General features: G+C 66.5%; 15 protein-coding genes. 7 read left to right on the top strand and 8 right to left on the bottom strand.

Going from position 1 to position 18,259, the window contains the following annotated elements:
- Nucleotides 1–34: 34 nt before the first annotated feature.
- The 3 genes from AVAK2825_RS03020 to sctU are packed head-to-tail and all read right to left on the bottom strand — an operon-like array spanning nt 35 to nt 3,966.
- On the bottom strand, nt 35–799 hold the full coding sequence (locus AVAK2825_RS03020) for a type III secretion HpaP family protein (RefSeq protein ID WP_284394253.1): 765 nt from the start codon (nt 797–799) through the stop codon (nt 35–37).
- Nucleotides 800–810: 11 nt separating this feature from the next.
- Nucleotides 811–2,865, bottom strand: coding sequence for a type III secretion system export apparatus subunit SctV (gene sctV, locus AVAK2825_RS03015; protein WP_284394252.1), 2,055 nt, complete (start codon nt 2,863–2,865; stop codon nt 811–813).
- Nucleotides 2,866–2,892: 27 nt separating this feature from the next.
- A complete protein-coding gene (sctU, locus tag AVAK2825_RS03010; protein WP_284394250.1) occupies nt 2,893–3,966 on the bottom strand; it encodes a type III secretion system export apparatus subunit SctU in 1,074 nt (357 codons plus the stop codon).
- Nucleotides 3,967–4,213: 247 nt separating this feature from the next.
- Here sctU and AVAK2825_RS03005 point away from each other — a divergent pair, with 247 nt between their 5' ends.
- From AVAK2825_RS03005 to AVAK2825_RS02985, 5 genes are all read left to right on the top strand, one after another.
- Nucleotides 4,214–4,750, top strand: coding sequence for a type III secretion protein (locus AVAK2825_RS03005; protein WP_284394249.1), 537 nt, complete (start codon nt 4,214–4,216; stop codon nt 4,748–4,750).
- 7 nt (nt 4,751–4,757) lie between these two features.
- On the top strand, nt 4,758–5,621 hold the full coding sequence (gene sctT / locus AVAK2825_RS03000; RefSeq protein ID WP_284394248.1) for a type III secretion system export apparatus subunit SctT: 864 nt from the start codon (nt 4,758–4,760) through the stop codon (nt 5,619–5,621).
- A gap of 319 nt (nt 5,622–5,940) precedes the next feature.
- Nucleotides 5,941–8,106, top strand: coding sequence for a pectate lyase (locus AVAK2825_RS02995; RefSeq protein WP_284394246.1), 2,166 nt, complete (start codon nt 5,941–5,943; stop codon nt 8,104–8,106).
- 252 nt (nt 8,107–8,358) lie between these two features.
- On the top strand, nt 8,359–8,814 hold the full coding sequence (locus tag AVAK2825_RS02990; protein WP_284394244.1) for a hypothetical protein: 456 nt from the start codon (nt 8,359–8,361) through the stop codon (nt 8,812–8,814).
- Nucleotides 8,815–8,863: 49 nt separating this feature from the next.
- Nucleotides 8,864–11,020 carry a hypothetical protein gene (locus tag AVAK2825_RS02985; RefSeq protein ID WP_284394243.1) on the top strand — a complete coding sequence of 719 codons (2,157 nt, stop codon included), beginning with the start codon at nt 8,864–8,866 and terminating at the stop codon, nt 11,018–11,020.
- Nucleotides 11,021–11,171: 151 nt separating this feature from the next.
- Here AVAK2825_RS02985 and AVAK2825_RS02980 read toward each other — a convergent pair whose 3' ends face one another.
- Nucleotides 11,172–12,635: a leucine-rich repeat domain-containing protein gene (locus AVAK2825_RS02980; protein WP_284394242.1), complete on the bottom strand. Its 1,464-nt coding sequence runs from the start codon at nt 12,633–12,635 to the stop codon at nt 11,172–11,174.
- Nucleotides 12,636–12,878: 243 nt separating this feature from the next.
- Between AVAK2825_RS02980 and AVAK2825_RS02975 the strand changes: the two genes are divergently transcribed.
- Together AVAK2825_RS02975 and AVAK2825_RS02970 are read left to right on the top strand one after the other, a co-directional pair.
- A complete protein-coding gene (locus AVAK2825_RS02975) occupies nt 12,879–13,589 on the top strand; it encodes a hypothetical protein (RefSeq protein WP_284394241.1) in 711 nt (236 codons plus the stop codon).
- A complete protein-coding gene (locus AVAK2825_RS02970; protein ID WP_284394240.1) occupies nt 13,586–14,314 on the top strand; it encodes a metal-dependent hydrolase in 729 nt (242 codons plus the stop codon). The genes AVAK2825_RS02975 and AVAK2825_RS02970 overlap by 4 nt, the downstream gene beginning before the upstream one ends.
- A gap of 34 nt (nt 14,315–14,348) precedes the next feature.
- On the opposite strand, the gene sctN is transcribed toward AVAK2825_RS02970, so the two are convergent.
- The 4 genes from sctN to sctJ are packed head-to-tail and all read right to left on the bottom strand — an operon-like array spanning nt 14,349 to nt 18,243.
- Nucleotides 14,349–15,671 (bottom strand): type III secretion system ATPase SctN, encoded by a 1,323-nt coding sequence (gene sctN / locus AVAK2825_RS02965; RefSeq protein WP_272565633.1) that lies wholly within the window; start codon nt 15,669–15,671, stop codon nt 14,349–14,351.
- Nucleotides 15,664–16,746: a type III secretion system stator protein SctL gene (gene sctL, locus AVAK2825_RS02960; protein ID WP_284394239.1), complete on the bottom strand. Its 1,083-nt coding sequence runs from the start codon at nt 16,744–16,746 to the stop codon at nt 15,664–15,666. The genes sctN and sctL overlap by 8 nt, the downstream gene beginning before the upstream one ends.
- The gene (locus tag AVAK2825_RS02955; protein WP_284394238.1) at nt 16,740–17,363 is read right to left on the bottom strand and encodes a type III secretion protein HrpB4; all 624 of its coding nucleotides are present in this window, start codon (nt 17,361–17,363) and stop codon (nt 16,740–16,742) included. Before AVAK2825_RS02955 ends, sctL begins: the two co-directional genes overlap by 7 nt.
- A gap of 40 nt (nt 17,364–17,403) precedes the next feature.
- On the bottom strand, nt 17,404–18,243 hold the full coding sequence (gene sctJ / locus AVAK2825_RS02950) for a type III secretion system inner membrane ring lipoprotein SctJ (RefSeq protein WP_284394236.1): 840 nt from the start codon (nt 18,241–18,243) through the stop codon (nt 17,404–17,406).
- Nucleotides 18,244–18,259: the final 16 nt, after the last annotated feature.

Below are 18,259 nucleotides of genomic sequence, written 5' to 3'. Positions count from 1 at the left end.
AAGGGGAAAGCCGGTGGCTTGACAGCGTTCAAGGTCATTCCAGGTCAATGTCGATGCTTCGTTGGGCCGTGCCCAGGCGGGCAAGCAACCCGTGCAGTTGATCGCGATGCTTTGAGATTAGGTGGCGGGACTCGGACGACACCGTTCGGAAGCGAAGCGTCATGGCATAGGACGAAAGCCCCAGCGCCAGTTCGCATTCCGGCAGTACCTTGGGGTCCATGGGCACTGTGACGGCCCAGGACTGGAAGGCCGGGTCTGCCCGCAGGCACAGATCGGTAATGGTTTGCGCGGTATCCCGCAGCCATTGCGGCGGCTCCGCATCCGTGGCGGTACCGGTGGCCCCGACGGTGTGCACGGGTGGCCGGTCGTCGGGGAGGTCTTGCCCCGCTTCCCCGGGGGCGGGTGTGCGTGCCAGTGGCGGCGGCACGGTATCGCCCTGGATGAAGAAATATTGCGGTGGCAATGGGTCCGGCGTCGCTGCCTGCGGCGCAGGAGCGGGCAGTGCGTTGTCGTCCCGCTCTTCTTCGTGCGGCGAATCGCCTTGCGCATCGGCCTGCTCCCGAGGCTCTCCCTCGCCCGAGTCCGTGGGATCGGGCGGGGCGCCGTCCGCAGCCATGGCGAAGGGATCGGTGGACTCGATCGCCTCGCCTTCGGCGGGGTCTTCCTGCGGCAGTGCGGGGGGGAACAGCTCGCGGCGAAACCGTTCTTGCGAGTTCGGCCGCAGCAGCGCGGCGGTGGCCGCCACTGCGGGGTGCGCGACGTGGCGCAGGGTGTGGTCGGGGCGCTGAAGGGAACTCATGGCCGCGGGCCTCAGGAAACGCGGCCGATAGGCCGCAGTTCCACCTGGGTTCCCAACTCCTGGAACGAGTACACGCGCAGCCAGTCGAGACGGCTTTCGATCATCTTCTTGACATAGCGGCGAATGTCCATCGACGTCACCAAGGCCACGCCGGGTTGTCTTGCGGTGTCGGCAACCGCGGCGATGCGCTCGGTCAGGTCGCGCGCGTCGTCGGGCGACATGGCCAGGTAGTTACCCGCCGGCGTAGGCTTGATGCAGCCGCGGATCGCCTGTTCGATGTCCGGATCGAGCAAGATGGCCGACAGATGCCGCTGGCCACTGGTCGCCTCGTGCGCGAGATAGCGACCCAGGTCGGAGCGCACGTACTCGGTGAGCAGCAGCAGGTCTTTTTCCTTGGGTCCCCAGACGATCAGGCTCTCGAAAATGCTGCGGATGTTGCGGATCGGCACCTGTTCTTCCAGCAGCCTGCGCAGCACCTCGGCCATGCGCTGCAGGGGCATGATCTTCTGCACCTCAGCCACGAGACCAGGGTATTCCGGCGTGCTTCGCTCGATCACCCACTGCACCTCCTGAACCCCCATGAACAGGTGGGCGTGCCGCTGCAGCATGCCGACGACTTCGCGCGCGATGACCTGCTCCACATCGATGCATACGCCTTCGCGTTGGGCGATGGGCACGGCCTCCGGTGCCAGCCACAGCGAGACCTCGCTGCCCAGCGCGGGTCCGTGTTGCTGAGCCGATGTGGCCAGTGGCGATTGGGGGTCGAGCAGCAGCAGCATGCGGCCCGGCAGTTCCGGCTGTGCCACCGGAACGTCGTTGATCAGCACCTCGTAACGCAGGCCGGCCAGCTCGGTGGCCACCCACATCGCAGCGCCGGGAAACGGCAGGCCCAGCCGGGATTGCAGCCCTTCCCGTTCCTTGTTGAGCGCGCCGTTGAGCCGCTCGGCATCGATCAGCTTGCCCAACGCATCCGACATGCGGATCGACAGCGGCTTGGCGAACTCGGGCGCCTTTTCCTGGATGGAGGGCGCGTCTCCCTTGGCCCCCTCGCGCATCAGGGCCGCGATCGGCTTGGACAGCGAATTGCCTGCGAGCTGGGTGCGTTTCTTGGTGAGGAAATGCCCGCCAGCCACCAGCCCACCCGCCAGCAGGGCGAACGGCACCATCGGAAAGCCCGGGATAAACCCGAAGCCCGCCGTGAGCGCCGCCGCCAGGTACATCGACCGTGGGTTGCGGGTCAGTTGCTCGGTCATGTCCTGGCCGAGCGAGGTGGGCTTTTTCTTGTGCTCGTCGGTCACCCGGGTGGTGAGAACGCCGGCCGCCATACAGATGAAGAGGGCCGGAATCTGCGACACCATGGCATCGCCGATGGACAGCACCGCGAAGCGATTGGCCGCTTCGCCAGCGGTCATGTTGTGGTACATGATGCCCACCACGACCCCGGCGAGGATGTTCACCATCGTGATGATCAGCCCGGCGATGGCGTCGCCTTTCACGAACTTCATCGCGCCGTCCATGCCGCCGTGCAGCATGCTTTCCATTCCGAGGTGAGCGCGTTTTCGCTTGGCTTCATCGGGCGTCAGCAGGCCCGCGCGCAAGTCGGCGTCGATGCTCATCTGCTTGCCGGGCAGGGCATCCAGCGTGAAGCGCGCGCCGACTTCCGCCACGCGCTCCGAGCCCTTGGCGATCACGATGAACTGGACGATGGTGATGACCAGGAACACCACGATCCCCACCACCAGATTGCCGCCCACCACCAGCTGCCCGAAGCTCTCGATCAGGTGGCCTGCATCGGCATGCAGCAAGATCGCCTTGGTGGAGGCGATGTTCAGCGCCAGCCGGAAAAGCGTGGTGAACAGCAGCAGCGAAGGAAAGGTCGAAAGCGACAGCGCGTCCGGTATGAACAGCGTGGTCATCAGCAGCAGGATGCTCACCGTGAGGTTGATGGCCAGTAGCGCATCGATGAGCATGGTCGGCAGCGGAAGGATCATCAGCGCGATCACGCCGACGAGAAAGCCCGCCATCGTCATGTCGTTGACCAGGGTGGAGTCGAAACGTTTGGCCATTGGGGTGTTCCTGGTGGTGAAGGCTTGTCAGGGAGGAGAGGTGTTTGCGGCCGTGCCGCCACCGAACTGGTCGAGCTCTGCGACCCAACGCAGCACGACGGCGACGGACTCGAGCAGCTCTTCGGAAATGGGTTGGTTCAGCGGCAGGCGGTGCAGCGCGCGGGCCAGGGGCGGGTTGGCGATGATCGGAACACCGTGCTTTGCGGCCAGCCCGCGGATCACTGCGGCCTGTGCATCCATCCCCTTGGCCACCACGATCGGCAGGGGCGTCACGCCCTCCTCGTAGAGCAGGGCCACGGCATAGTGGGTCGGGTTGGTGACCACCACGGTGGCGCCTGGCACGCGTTCCTGCGGTGGACTGTTGGCCAGTTCGTCGCGCAGCGAGCGCTGCTGGCCCTTCACGTGGGGGTCTCCGTCGCTGTCCTTGCGCTCGCGCTTGATGTCGTCCTTGCTCATGCGCTGGTCGCGCATGAACAGCCAGCGCTGCAAGCCGAAATCCACGGGCCCGATGATCACGAACACCAGGCACGAAAACCCGATCAGCCGCAGGATGGCGCTCCACGCCACCTGGCCCGCGCCCTGGGCGGAAAGGTAGGCCGAGCCCACCAGCAGTGGCACGAGGCTGAGCACGATTTGCCAGATCACGGCTCCCAGTGCCACCGCCTTCACCACCGACTTGCAGAACTCGATGATCGAGCGTGCGTTGATCAGTTTCTTGAGGCCTTCGGCGGGGTTCAGTTTCTCGAATTTCGGCTGGATGGCTTCGAACGAAATGATCACCCCCACCTGGCCCATCATGGCAATGATCGCCACCAGCACGGAGACGATGACCAGGGAGAACGCGGCGATCGCGCCGTCCAGCACCATGGAGGAAATCAGCGCCAGAACCTCCTGCGTGTCCTGCGCCTGCATGCCTTGGTGCATGGCGGTCTTCACCACCTTCGCGATGTGGTCGTAGAGCATGGGGCCGGAGCCGATCAGCACCAGCAGCGAGGCCACCAGGATGGCCGCGGCCACGACGTCCTGGCTCTTGGGGACCTCGCCCTTCTTGCGGGCGTCCAGGAGCTTCTTGTCTGTGGGTTCTTCCGTTTTTTCTGACATGGCGTGGGCTCGTTGGTCGCGGTGCGCGATGGGTTCTTGCAATCTAGCTCTGCACGCCGCCTGGCACGCGATCGATGCGAAGTCCTTGCCCTCGCAGACGAACGTGACGGATCGCAGTCCTGCGCTGCGTGCCCACATTCGCATTGCCGTGACTGCCTTCGTTCGGGCTCCATGGCGCGAGGCCGCGCGCTTCTAGTATTGCCGCCAGAAGGTCGATCGATGTCGGTCGGCCGCTGGAGAGGGATTCATGAGCACGATCAAGGGGTTGCGCATCCTGGTGCGCCTGAAGAAGCGGCGCGTCGAGCAGAGCGAAGCGGCATTGCAGGAGAGCGCCCGGCAGCGCGACCGCGAGCAGGCCGCGCACGAAGCGGCCGTGGCCGAGGAGGCGCAAGTGCGCCAGGCCGAGAGCGACGTGCGCGGCCGGATCGCCTCGACCACCGAGCGTCCGCAAGGCTTTCATGCGCAGGAAGTGGTCACGCTGCAAATTCTGGTCAAAGAGGCCGAAGTGCGCAGCGCCGATGCCGGCAAGCTGACGCAGCGCGCTGCAACGCAGGTGGAGGCGGCCGTGCAGCGGGTGGCCGAGCGCGAGTACGCCCTGCGGCGGGCAACGCAGCAACTGGAGGCGACCGAGGCCCGGCTGGAGCGGGCCGTGCAGGAGGCGGAGCGGGCCCAGGAGGACGCGCAGGACGAGGAGGCAGAGGAAACGGCCGTTGCTCGCATGCTGGCCTGCTCCCGTGCCGCTGCGCGCACGCGATTGCAGTTGGCGCGCGGCGCCAGGGCATGAGGTGGCGATGGACCCCTCCATGCAGCAGGGGCTGGGCCTTTTCCAGCTGACCCTCGATCTCAAGGGCTTCTTTGCCGTGCTGGCACTGTCCACCGCGCGCATCTATGCCGCCATGCTCGTCATGCCGGCGACGAACGACATGCTGCTGTATGGACGCACTCGCGGTGGGCTCGTGCTCGTGCTGGGCGCCTTCGTGGCCTGGGGCCAGCCGACCGAACTGCTGCATTCGCTGACCGCCGTGGACATGGCGGTGCTGGTGCTCAAGGAGGGCGTCATCGGAATGCTGATCGGGTTCGCGGTCGGCACCGTCTTCTGGGTGGCCGAGAGCGTGGGCATGCTCATCGACAACCAGACCGGCTACAACAACATTCAGCAGACCAATCCGCTCAGCGGCCAGCAGAGCACTCCGGTGGGCAACCTGCTGTCGCAACTGGCCATCGTAGGCTTTTACATGCTGGGGGGCATGCTGGTCTTCATCGGCCTGCTGTTCGATTCGTACGAGTGGTGGCCGCTCACGGGCGTCATGCCCAGTTGGTCGGTGCTGATGGAGCGGTTCCTGCCGACCGAAGTCACCAACTACGCCGAAACCGTGCTCAAGATCGCCGGACCGGTGATCGTGATCCTGATGCTCATCGACCTGGGCATTGGCTTGCTGGGAAAGGCCGCAGAAAAGCTGGAGCCCAACAGCCTCGCGCAGCCCATCAAGGGGGCGACGACCATGCTGCTGCTGGTGCTCCTGGTGGGCGTTTTCTTCCAGCAGGTGCGGCCGCAACTCACGATGCGGCCCGTGGCCGAGCGCATCAAGCGTTTGCTGTCGCCTGCGGCCTCGCCCCCTGCCTCACCCCAATCGCCGGCGGTGCCCCATGGATGACGCTGAGGGCAACCGGCAGGCCGCGCAGTCCCGCCTTCGCAGCTGGACTGCCAGCCTGTCCTGTGCATTGGCGGCGCGCCGATGCGCTGTGTCGGTGAGGTGTGGACGTCCCCTCGTGCCGTCGCGCCTGCAGTGTCCCAGCGATGTGCACCGCGGGGCCGGGGTTTCCCACCACGTGTCGATCCGGTCGCCACCGCAGTCAGTCGCTTTCTCTGAACCCACGCCGTCGCGCAACACGGTGGATCCCTTCGCCGCATTTCTCTGTCTGAGCCGCCATGGGGTGGGCAGCTTTTTTTTCACTTTGCCTTAAGGAGTCAGTATGTCAGTCAATTTCCAAACCCAGACCACCTCCCGGTTCAACAACAACCTGGACTCTCTGTCGGACAACCAACAGAACTCTTCCCAGAAACTGCAGGACGAACTGCTCCAGCTGGTCGTGCTGGTGCTGCAGCAAGTCATGAAAGCGATGGACAAAGACGGTTCCGACAGCAAAGCGGGCGGCACGGATGGTGTGTCGGGCAAGGGCGGTGCGGGCGGCGCCAACGGAGGCGGCGGCGCGAACAAGGGCCAGGGCGTGGCCGGCCTGATCCAGCAGTTCGGCGAGTTGCTGCAGCAGATCGCCAAGTCCATGGAGCAGAACTCGCAGAAGAATCCTGCCAGCGATCTGGCCAAAAGCATTGCCGACAAGCTCGGCGGCGGTGGCGGCAACACGCTCGATGAAATGGGCAAGGACAGCGGCAGCGGTGGCAACCTGCTGGAGCAACTGGGCGAAAGCTATCTGCGCCAGATCCTGGACAAGATGACCACAGGCGGCACGGGGCAAACCAACGGCGGCGGCAGCGGTGGCGACGGCAATACAGGCGCCAGCGACATTGGCGATCTGGCCAAGCAATTCATCGAAGCACTGCTGTCGGGTGGCTCGGGTGCGGTGGAAGACCTGGGCAGGAAAAACGGTACGGGTGGCACCGGAGGCACAAACGGTGCTGGCGGCACTGGCGGCACTGGCGGCACTGGCGGCCCTGAGGGCGCGGACGGCACGCAAAGCGGCGACGGCCAGTCGTCGATCCAGCAGCTGCTGCAGGTGCTCGAGCAGATTCTGCAAATCCTGCAAACCCTGCAGGGCGGAAAGGCGGAAGGCTCTGGTGATGGCGGTGGGGCCGGCGGCACCAAGGACTCTGGCGGCACCAGCAATGCCGGTGGAACTGGCGGAACTGGTGATTCCGGTGGAGTCGATGGAACTGATGGTGCAAAAGGGCAGGGCTCGCCGGGCGACATGCTCAAGCAATTGGTCGAGGCCCTCATCAAGGGCGACAGCAGCGCATTGGACAAGCTGGCCAATGGCGACAAGCAAAATGGTGGCGCACAGGATGCAACCCAACAACTGATGGAGTTGCTGCAAAAACTGATCGAACTCCTGACGGGCAAGAAGCCGGACGAGTCCGATAGCGAGTCGGGTGGAGGCGGTGGTGGCGGCGGCACGCAGCCTTCTGCTGGTGGTGGTGGCGGCACTCAGCCTTCTGCTGGTGGTGGCGGCGGCACGAAGCCTTCTGGTGATGGCGGCGGCACGAAGCCTCCAGTGGGTGATGGCGGCGGCACGAAGCCTCCAGTGGGTGATGGCGGCGGTACGAAGCCTCCAGTGGGTGATGGCGGCGGTACGAAGCCTCCAGTGGGTGATGGCGGCGGTACGAAGCCTCCAGTGGGTGATGGCGGCGGTACGAAGCCTCCAGTGGGTGATGGCGGCGGTACGGAAAAGCCTTCCACCGACAAGCCTTCCACGACAGGTCCGTCTACCGGCACCAAACCTTCCGAGACCCCCTCCACCACCGGTTCTGGCTCTGCCGGCAAGGTGACGAGCATTCCGCCGTATGACGCCGAGAAGATCCAGAACGAAACCATCGTCGTGAAGGCTGGGGAAACCTTCGATGGCCTCAAGGAATACGGCAAGATGATGCATCTCAAGGCCGGCCCTGCCCTGGGAGATGGTGGACAAGGCGAAAGCCAGAAACCGCTGTTCGTGCTGGAACCCGGTGCGACCCTGAAGAATGTGCAGATTTCGGGCGCAGATGGCATTCACACCATGGGCAATGCCACCATCGACGGCGTGTTCGGACGCGATGTGGGCGAGGACTTCATGACGAAGAAGGGCGAAGGCGACGTGGTGTTCAAGAACGGCGGCGCATCGAACGCCACCGACAAGACGTTCCAGCTCAACCACGGCGGCGCCTTCTCCATCGACAACTCCTTCTTCGATGGCACCAGCAAGCTGGTCCGCACCAACGGTGGCAAGGACTTCGCGACCGACATCTCGATCACCAACTCGACGATCAGGAACGTCAAGGAAGCCGTGGTGCGTACCGACGCGACGCAGGCCAACATCAAGCTGGCCAACAACGACATCGTTGGCGCGCCCCACGATGTGCTCGCACCCGCAGCCACCAAGGTGGAAGGTGCGGAAAACCGCGGTACGAAGGCCTTCACGGGCTGATGAAAAAGAGGCTGGAAGTCTGCTGCGTCATGCCAGCGGATCTTCCGGCCTTGCTTGGCCACAGCGGCTGGTGCATGCAGGCGTTCGCCTGCCCTGCCAGCCGCTGCGCCTGCGTGCGGCGCATCCCGCCGCCACACGGCCTGCTGCCTCGTTTTCAGCAGCAGCGGCAGGGCAATGTCTTTCCGTCGGTGCCACCTCCGTGCCCTGATTTCTCTCCCACACCCCCCACTCAATTCGTCATAGGACACTCCCATGAGCGCCCCATCCACCGTTGCCCGCGTGCCCGAGGCCGCGACGCGCGCCCAGATCGATTTCCTGACCCAGTTGGCCGTGCACATCGGCCTGCGGGCGGAAGACGGCCTTCTCCTGGTGGCCCCGCGGGTCATCAGCGGGCCGGCCGGCTTGGCCGGCCGTTTCCATTTGCACCCCGAGCATGCCGCGGTGCTGCCCGAAGTGCTGCTGCCGGTCGCGGCGCAAGAGCTTGCCGGCCCGGAGGTCTTGAAGCTTTTGACGTTGCAGGCCGCGATCCTGAAAGAGTTCGGCTGGTATCTGGGCGCATCCGCCGAAGGCATGCTGCAGCTCAGTTCGCTGTCCTGGATCGAGGCGCCGCAAGACGCGGCCACCGCCATGGACATGCTCAACGGAATCGGGACCAGCGTGCTGCAGGCACTGCTGGACGAACCCGCGCCAGCGCCGTCCTCGGCTTGAGACCGGCTGACCCTCCGTTTCACGAATTTCTGGACCCAAGGACACTCCCATGGACCACCCGAACATCACTGGCCGCAGCATTCGGTCTACCCCCCATCGGACCGATGCCAACACCACGGCCGCCAGCCACACGACCGAGCGGCCCCGGACGCAAACGCTCGAGCACCAGGACCTGAGCCCGCGCACCGCGCCAGGCACCGCCGAGCCGGCCACTCCGATGCGCCGAACAGCGCTGCCCGAACGGAGCACCAACTCCCCGCCGGCGTCCGGAAGCTACGTCGCCATCGACATGCCGACCCCGAACGAAGGCCTTGCCAATGCCGGGGCCTCCCGCAGCTGGATGGAGACCATGCAGTCGGGTGGACGGCGCATGGCGCAAGGCTTGGGGGCTGCATGGACCGGCGCCCATGCCCTGGCGGGACAGGTGGGATGGCGAGGCCAGGCGCCACAGCCTGCAGCTGCCCAGGCAACCGATGTGCAGGCGCCGGTGCAAGACATCGTCATCGACATGGTGGACCTGGAGGCCGGCATTCCGGATGTGGCGGTCGATCCCCCGGCCGCAGACCGGCCCGCTCTGTCGGCGGGCGCCCGCCTGGTGGCCGCCCTGGATAACATGCCGTTTCTCATGGACAACAGCCAGGAGCAGCGCGATATGGCCGCGCAATACAGCGAGTGGGCCCGGCAAAAGGCCGATGCGCGGGAGGCCGCCGGGGCCGAGGGCTACTCGCTGCGGGCTGGCGATGCGGCCTTGCCTGCGGGGTACGACTTTGCCCGGCAGTTGTTGAACTCGATGGCGCGTTCGCCCGCCACCAATGCGATGGCCACCGCCATCGGTCCGCGCTCGGGCCTGAATGCCGAAGGCCAGTCGGTGAACATCGGAGAGTTGAGCAACCAGTACGATTCGGCGCTCGCGGGCGGCACCCTCGGGGGGCTCACCGCCCACATGGTCGATACCACGTTGCTGTCGGCCATGGACCGGCGAGCGGCCATGGCCAACTTTCCCCAGTTCAAGGCCATCGATCCGCACGTGCTGGTCCCCGACCCTTGCCCGGTACAGATCCGGGTGGTGAACGGACAAAAGGAGTTTTGGAGGCCGGTGACGGCAGACTCGCTCGGTGGCTCGCCGCATTTGCCCACGATGAACGAGCTGAAGGCCCAGGCGGACCTGCGGCGCAAGTCGGTGACCACGCTGCAGGCGGCACTGGATGGCAAGCAGTGGGGGGTATTGGCCCAGCCGCTGATGACGGCGGGCTTCAATGTGCTGCGCCGGCAGGTGATGCCGATCTACGCGTTCACCAATCCCGCCTTGGTGTTCGCGCACTCGCTATGGGCTTCGGGGCTCGGAGGGGGCGTGACCAAGCTGGCGCTGGGCATGGGTAAGTCCGTGGCCTATGCCAACCTGGACGATTTCGCAGGGGGGACGCAAAAGGCCAACGTGTTTGCCAAAAGCCTGCCCCAGCCCGGGTTGCCCGCGGCGGGACTGGCCGATATCAAAGGGTTGCCAGGCTATGGCGCGGAGGTGGCCAAGGAAACGCTGGCATTGACGCAGCACTTCTGGATCGGCCCCTGGCGCACCAGCGGATCATGGTTGCCCAATGGCGACGACGTGCGTGCCCGGGTCAGCGACATGGGCCGTTCGCTGGCGTCCAATGTGATGGCAGGCGTTGCCTCGACCGGCATCGGCGCCCTGGTCGGACAATTGGGGCGGGGCGGCTCCAACTCTGCCCTGCCAGGCGAATCCCTGCGATCGCAGGGCTACATGCTGCAGCAGGCGGGCCAGAGTTCTTCCAACGATTTTGTCTGGCAGGCGAGCAAGGAGTATCTGGGCGGCGCATCGCACAGCCTGAACGATTCTCTGGACAAGTGGCGAAGCAACAAGCTGGTACGGCTGTCGAATGCGGCGTATATCGTGCAGGGAAAGCTGGCCACCCGGGGTTCGGCGCTGCAAGGCGCGATTCCCGAATATCGCGGCGACGAGGCGTTGTACCTCAGCACGGCGATGGACAAGCTGGCTAGTCTGCGAGACGCTCGCGAGCCGAAATTGGCTGATCTGGAGTTCGTTCAGCGGCTTCTACTGAGTGGCGCGACTGGCGCAGGCGAGCACAGGGAAGAGATCGCGGAGATCCAGGAGATGGTCGACCAAACCATCCGCACTCTGCGGCACCGGGACGAGTTGACCGACTGGGTCAAGCCCAAGTCCGATTGATGCATCGCAGGCCGGCGCCGTGGCACCGGACCTGCCTGCCATCAGACAGTCGGTGAAGCCAGCGCTTGAGCGCGCACCGTTCTCTCGATCCGGGCCCCTATTACCCCGATCATGGGCGCCCAGCCAGCCCCTTCGGCAATGCCGGACGCCTTCAGCCGAGGGCCGTCATCAGTGCGCGATGCGTTTGCGCATACGCGCGGTTCCCCCGCTCTGAAAACGGGTTGCTCCACAGGTCCAGCGATGCCAGCGTGCGATTGCCGGCCAGCGCGTGCGCACCCGACTCGCCGATCCGGTTGCGGGCCAGGTTCAGCTTCTGCAAGCGGGGATTGGCTGCCAGGGCTCTCGCACCACCGGAACCGATCTGGTGGCCCTCCAGGTCGAGTTCGGTCAGGCAGGCGCTGGCGGCCAGTGCGCACGCGCCGGCTTCCGTGATCTGCACGGTGCCGGCCATGTCGTTGCGCAGGACCAGGCGAGTCAGCGTGCGGGAGCGGCCCAACGCGCACGCGCCGGCATTGCCCACCTGGCAACTGCCCACATCCAGGCAGACCAGGGACGGGGCGTCGGCCAGCGCCTGGGCACCGGCATCGCCAATCGGGTTGTGGCGCAGGTCCAAGGTGGTCAGGGCGGTGTGCTGCGCCAGGGCTTGCGCACCGGCCGTGCCGATGCCGTTGCCTGATGCGACCAGAGTGTGCATCCGTGGCATGCGCGCCAGAGCGCCGGCGCCCTTGTCGCCGATCCGGTTGCGTTGCAGGTTCAGCGACTCCAGGAACGGGTGTGCCGCCAGGCTGCGCGCACCGTCCTCGCCGATCAGGTTGCCGCCCAGTACCAGATGGGTCAGGCTGCGGTTGCTGCCCAGCGGGGCGATGGCCGGGTCGCGCAGCCGGTTGTCGCTCAGGTCGAGCGAACGCATGCCGTGGCTGCGGGCCAGGGCCCGGATGCCATCGGCTCCCAGCGTGGGGTTGCTGCGCAGCTCCAACACCTGGAGGTGGGGGTTGGCCGCCAAGCCGGCCGCGCCCGCATTGCCGATGCCGCAGTCGTTCAGCCGCAACGTTTGCACGCCGGGGTTTCGAGCCAGCGCGCGAGCGCCTTCATCGCCAATCGGGTTGTGGCTGAGGTCCAGGCAGCGCAGCGTGGGATGGCCTGCGAGGATCGCTGCGCCTTGCGCATCGATGTGCAGATGGCGGGCCGTGAGCGAGCGCAGATCCAATTGGCAAAGTTGTGCCAGGCCTGCGGAACTGATGCCTTTGCAATGCAGCAGTTCCAGCTCCTCGAGCGACCCGGGCAGGTGCTGCAGATCCGCGTCGCTGAACTCGCCCCGCAGCACGATCTTGCGCAACCCGGGGAAAAGTCCGTCTTCGCAAATATCGAGCAGGCCCTGTGTGCCACGCACCACCGGCACGCCAGCCTGCCCCTCGGACAGGTCCCGCACGGATTGCTCGGCCGGCCGGGCGGCTGCTTGCTTTGCGGCAGGCGCCGAGGACGCGCCACCCATGCGACGGGACGATGCGCGGCGCAGGCGATGGGCGCCGGAGGCCTTGGCGCTCAGCCAGGCCAAGAGGCCGCCCGCTACCGGGCGCAGTTCTGTAGGGGGGCTTTTCAGGATAAGGCTGTTCATGGCGTTCTCGCGTTGATCGGGATGCCTCCAGGGTAGGCAGCCATGCCCAGCGCAGGCAGCCGGCATGCGAAGCGATCGACCGACAAGCGAGCGGGTCAGGCCAGCGGTGGCCGATTGCACGGGGTGTCATCAGCCTTTCACACGGGCTGGCGATCATCCGGCCCCATGTCTTTCGATATGCAGATTCGGCGCACCGCGCCAGCGGGCTCTTGGTTGCCATCGCGCAGAGCGCGTTCGCCAGCCATGGTGCCCCAGAGCGTTTCACGGGTGGCCAGCCGGCCCCGTGCGCGGTTTTTGGGTCTGGACGACATTCCGCAATTGCTCCGCCTGGAAGCCCGGCAATGGACGCCGGAGCAAGCCGCTGACGAAGCAGCTCTGCAAAGTCGCATCCTGGCGCATCCCGATCTGTGCGTAGGTGCGTTCTGCCCTAAAACAGGGGAGGCGCTGGCATCGCTTTTCATGAAACCGGCCTGCCGTGAGGCATTGGTGGCCGCCCGTTCCTGGCACGATTGCGCGGGACAACCGGGCGACGCGCAGCCTGGCGGCAGCCTCTTCGGGATCAGCCTGACCAGCGTGGACCCGGAGGCGGCCTGCCAGTTGATCCGATTCTTCTGGCCCCACGCGCTTCGGCATGGCTGGCGCGACATCTATCTGGGATCGCCGGTGCCCGGCCTGCGCCGCGCCTTGCAGGAAGGGCTTGCGCCCGATGCAGACACCTATGTGCATTCGCGCCGCGGCGGCCTGCCGGCCGATGCCCAGCTGCGGTATTACCACCGCAAGGGCTTCCGCGAGATCGTCGGCGTGCGGCCGGACTATTTCCCGCACGCGGATTCGCTGGACCATGGCGTCCTGCTGCGTGGCACCGTGCCGCTCGCGGCAGCATGGCCCCTGTGGCGCATTCTGCCGTTTGCGGTGCTGCGACGTGCCACGCACTGGGCTGGAGCGCTGCTTTGACCGCGACGCACGCCCGTATGGTGCCCTGGAATGGGGACCTGTTCCGCACGCGGTTCTTCGACGCCCTGTCGCTTTTGCTGCCGTCCGGCGAAGCCTTCGTGATCGATGCCATCTCCGACGCGCTCCAGGCCGACGGCGGGCAAGGCGTGTCGGCCCCCGCACTGCGTGACGAGGCCCTGCGCTTCGTGCGGGAAGAAGCCACCCACCAGCGAGCGCATCGCCGTTACAACGAGCGCCTGGCGCAGGCCGGCGTGCCGGTGTCCAAGCTGGAGGGGCGGGTCGCGGCGGCGGTCCAGGACCTGGCCGGTCTGCCGCTGCCGATGCGCCTGGCACTGGCCGAGGCGTTCGAGCACCTGACCGCGTTGCTCTCAGCGCAGGTGCTGCAGGGAACGGCCTGGCTGCAGGGCGATGGCCGTGAGGCGCGGATGTGGCGCTGGCATTGCGAGGAAGAGGTCGGACATCGCCATGTGGCCTCCGATGTGGCCCGTGCGTTCGGTGTGGGCTATGCCCGGCGTGTGGCATGCCTGGCGCTGGCGACGCTTTACCTCGGCATCGATCTGTCGCGTCTGATGACGGCACTGTTGTGGCGGGACATGGTTGACGGCCACGTGCGCCCGCTGGGCCTGCTGGGGCAGGCAACGCGGTTCGCATTGCGCACGGCGCCCGGCGTGGGCCGCATGGCCATCGCCTCGCTCGCCGGTCTCTTGCCCCGACGCCTGGCCTGACCGTTGGCCCGATCCCGGCCGGTGGGCCGTGGGGTCAGCCGTTGGCCACCTGTGCCAGGGTGCCCACCGATCGGTCGAAATCCCAGAGATCCGATGTGGCCTGGTTCAGGAAATCCAGGATCTGGGGCATTTTCTGCATGGCCTCGTCCGCGAGCGCATCGTTGCCGGGCTTGTACTCCCCCATCTGCACCAGCGGTTCGATCTCGTCGTATTTCGCCATGAGGCGGCGAAAGTGCCCACCCGCCTGCTGATGGTCCTTGGGCACGATCTGCGACATCACGCGGCTCAGGCTGCCCAGCACATCGATGGCCGGGTACTGATTGCGCGCCGCGATCTTGCGCGACAGGATCATGTGGCCGTCCAGGATGCCTCGTACTTCCTCGGAGATCGGGTCGCCACCGCTCTCGTCCTCGTAAAGAATGGTGTAAAGCGCCGTGATCGAGCCCACCGCACCCATGCCGGCCCGCTCCAGCAGGCGGGGAATCTCGGCGAACACCGAGGGCGGGAAGCCGCGCCGCGCGGGGGGCTCGCCCGCCGCCAGGCCGATTTCCCGCTGCGCGCGGGCGAAGCGGGTGAGCGAGTCCATCATCAGCAGCACCTTCAGGCCCTGGTCCCGGTAGTACTCGGCCACGGCGGTGGCCACGTGGGCCGCCTTGGCGCGTTCGCTGGACGACCGATCGGAGGTGGCGCACACCACCACGGACCGCGCCATGCCTTCTTCGCCCAGAATGAACTCGACGAATTCCCGCACTTCGCGGCCCCGTTCGCCGATGAGCGCAATCACGCTGATGTCGCACTCCGTGCCACGCGCCAGCATGCCCATCAACGTGCTCTTGCCGACCCCCGCCGGGGCGAAGATGCCCATGCGCTGACCTTCGCCCAGGGTGAGCAGGGCATCAATGGCCTTCACGCCGGTGGGCAAGGGGTGCTCGATCATTTCCCGCTCCATCGGGGTGGGTGGAAGGGCAAACACCGGGCGGCGCTCGAGGCAATCGAGCGGGCCCTTGCCATCGATGGGCTGGCCCAGGCTGTCGATCACCCGGCCCAGCAGCTTGGGGCCCACGGGGACGGACAGCACCTCGCCCAGGCCGACCACCGCCGAGCCGCCCCGCACGCCGAGGATCGATCCGAACGGCGACAGGATGCTCTGGCCGTTGGCAAAGCCGATCACCTCGGCGGCCTGCAGCAAGCCACCGCTTTCATCGAGCACATGGCAAAGCTCGCCGAGCTTGGCGTCCAGGCCGGTCACGCGCATCAAGGTGCCGATCACCTCGACGACCTTGCCACTGCGGCGAACGATCGTCGCGGAGGCAATTTCCTGCTCCATCCATTGGGGCAGTCCGGAGACTTCAAGCATGGTGCTTTTCCTCGTAGTCATCGCCGTCGCCGGCCGTCCCGTTCATCGGGTCCAGGGTTTCGAGCCAGTCCGTCGCATCGTCTTCGTCTTCCAACGGCTTGGCGGATGAGAACCAGTTGGGCGAAGCGTCTGCCCTCTGGGCCAGAGGCGGTGCAACGGATACCAGGGTTTGCTCGGACACCGGCTCTTCGGTGTCCAGCGGGTCCTCGGGTAAGAGAGGCTCCTCCGCCTCTTCGGCTTCGGCCTCGTACGCCTCCAGCCACTCCGTGGCTTCGTGGGCGGACGGCGGCTGGACCTCATGCAAAGGTTCGATCTCAATCTCTTCGGGGTCTGGCGGCGTACTGGCTTCCTGCGAAGCATTGGCCATCGCCAACCGGGTGGCCCGCTCCAGTGCAGAGCGCACACCAGCGAGCTGCACGCCGAGGCTGGTGTCGAGCCGGCCGATGTCGGATTCGAAGATGCAGGAGCCCAGCGCGAGCGATGCATCGGTTTCGACGCGCACCTCGGGTTCGTTCGGCCCACGCACGGCCGAGGCAATGGCGGTGCGTGCCGCGTCGGCCTCGTCCGGGTGAACGCGAAGGCTGGCCGTTCCCGCCTGGCGCAGCGCATCCTTCACGGTCCACAGGGCGCGCCGGAACAGGGCTTCGCGCGATTCGGACTGCACGATGCGCTCGACGGCCAGCGCGACCACGCCGGCCAGTTGGGTGTCCATGGCGTGCCAGGCGGCTTCATGCGTGGCCTTGAGCTGCGCGAAGCGGCCGTGCCACCGCGCGGCCGCTTCGCGCTCGCCATGGGCGTAGCCCAGTTCCCGCTCGGCAGCGGCCTCCCGCCGGGCCTCGTCCACCAGGGCTTCGGCCTCTTCCCGCGCTTGCTGCAGCAGGGCCTGGGCCGACTGTTCGGCTTCTTCGGCGGTGTGCAGTGCCTGCGCTTGGGCTTCCTCGCGGATGGCGGCGCATTCATTTCGGACGCTCTCCAGCAGCCCCAGCACGCCGGTCACCGTGGGGATTTCATGGGCCCGGAGGATGCCGGTATCGGTGCGCAGGTGGGCGCCACTCGGGTTGGACCAGATCAGCATGGTGTGCCTTCGAACAGGGATTCCAGACGCTCCAGTCGGGCATGGGCCGGACTGAGTGCCGCCGGCACATGCCGGGCGCGGGGCTCGTCTTGCCTCGACAGGGGCAGGGACAAGCGGGCCAGCCGGCGCAACCCCCGGTCGGGCCACACGCCTTCCCGCACCAGCTCGCGGTAACCGACCCAGGCCCACGCGAGGGGCGTCCACGCTGCAACTTCACTGGGCACGGGCGTGCCTTCCTGAAGGCCGCGCAAGGCGCCGTAGGCCGGCCCCAGGCATTGCTGCAGCGCGGCCCGCGATGTGCGCTCGACGCAGCAGCGCAGCACACCGGGCCGTCCCAGCAACGCGAGAGCGCACAACCGCGATAGCATTTTTTTCCGGTCCATCAGCGCGAGACGGCTGGCGGGGTGGTCCAGGGAGGGCAGGGGGGGCAGGGGGCCGCAGCTGCGTTCATACAGCGCAATGGACATGCGCTGTCCCACGGCCCCCTGGTCCCAGTCCTGGGCGGATTGCGCCAGTCCGAGCGGGGCACGCCAGCTCGGGTCCATGCCTTCGTGCAGGGCTTCGAGCCGCAGTTGGAGCGCCTGCGCCAGCGAGGCGAGTTGGCTGGCCCGGCTCATGGCCGCTGCCCCAGGCCATTGTCCGTTTCGGGGAGGGGCGTCATGCCGAGGCTCCCGCGGCCGTTGTGGTCGACACCGGGATGGGTTTGGCGGCATCGGCGGCGGGTTGCGATGCGCTGGCTTCCTTGCGCCGCAGCGGCGCTGGCAGCCATGCGGGGCGCTTCCAGGCCAGCCATCCACCCGCCGCGGCAAGGACGAACAGCACGGCGGCCAGGCCGATCCACAGGCTGTTGTTGGACTCTTCCTTCAGTACGGCAGGGCTCAAAGGCATGCCCGGCACCAGTGTGACGGTCACGTTTTCATAGGCCAGCCCTTCGACGCTGCGTGCCACCATGTTCTTGATGCCGGCGACCAGCCCTGCCAGATTGGCGCTCTCGCGGTACTTGATGAAGACCGAGGCGCTGGCCGGCTTGACCGAGGATGCCAAGGGGTCGTTGTTGGGCAGCACGATGTGCACCCGTGCGGTGACGACGCCGTCGATCTGCGACAGCGTGGCCTCCAGCTGCTGGGCCACACCATAGATGAAGCGCACCCGTTCTTCGGTCGGCGTGGAGATGAGGCCTTCCTTCTTGAACATCTCGCCGAGCGTGACGTGGCGCTCGCGGGGCAGGCCATAGGACCGCAACACGGTCAGCGAGCGAACCACATCGTCCTGGTCGACCTGCACGTTCCAGGTCTTGCCGGCATCCGTGGTGGCCTTGCTCACCTGCACGCCGCTTTCCAGCAGGGCGGCCACCATGTCGTTGGCATCGGTTTCCGTCTGCTTGGTGTAGAGGTCCGTCTTGCAGCCGGTGAGGGCCAGCAACAGCAGCAACGGGATCAGCGCGCGGCGCGCGAACTGGCGGTAGGTCGCCGCGCGGGAGCAGAGGGATTGCGCCATGATGGGTGCTTCGCTG

Origin of the sequence: Acidovorax sp. SUPP2825, assembly GCF_030158995.1 — a bacterium.
GTDB lineage: Bacteria > Pseudomonadota > Gammaproteobacteria > Burkholderiales > Burkholderiaceae_C > Paracidovorax.
This window is presented reverse-complemented; position numbering and strand designations above follow the sequence as displayed.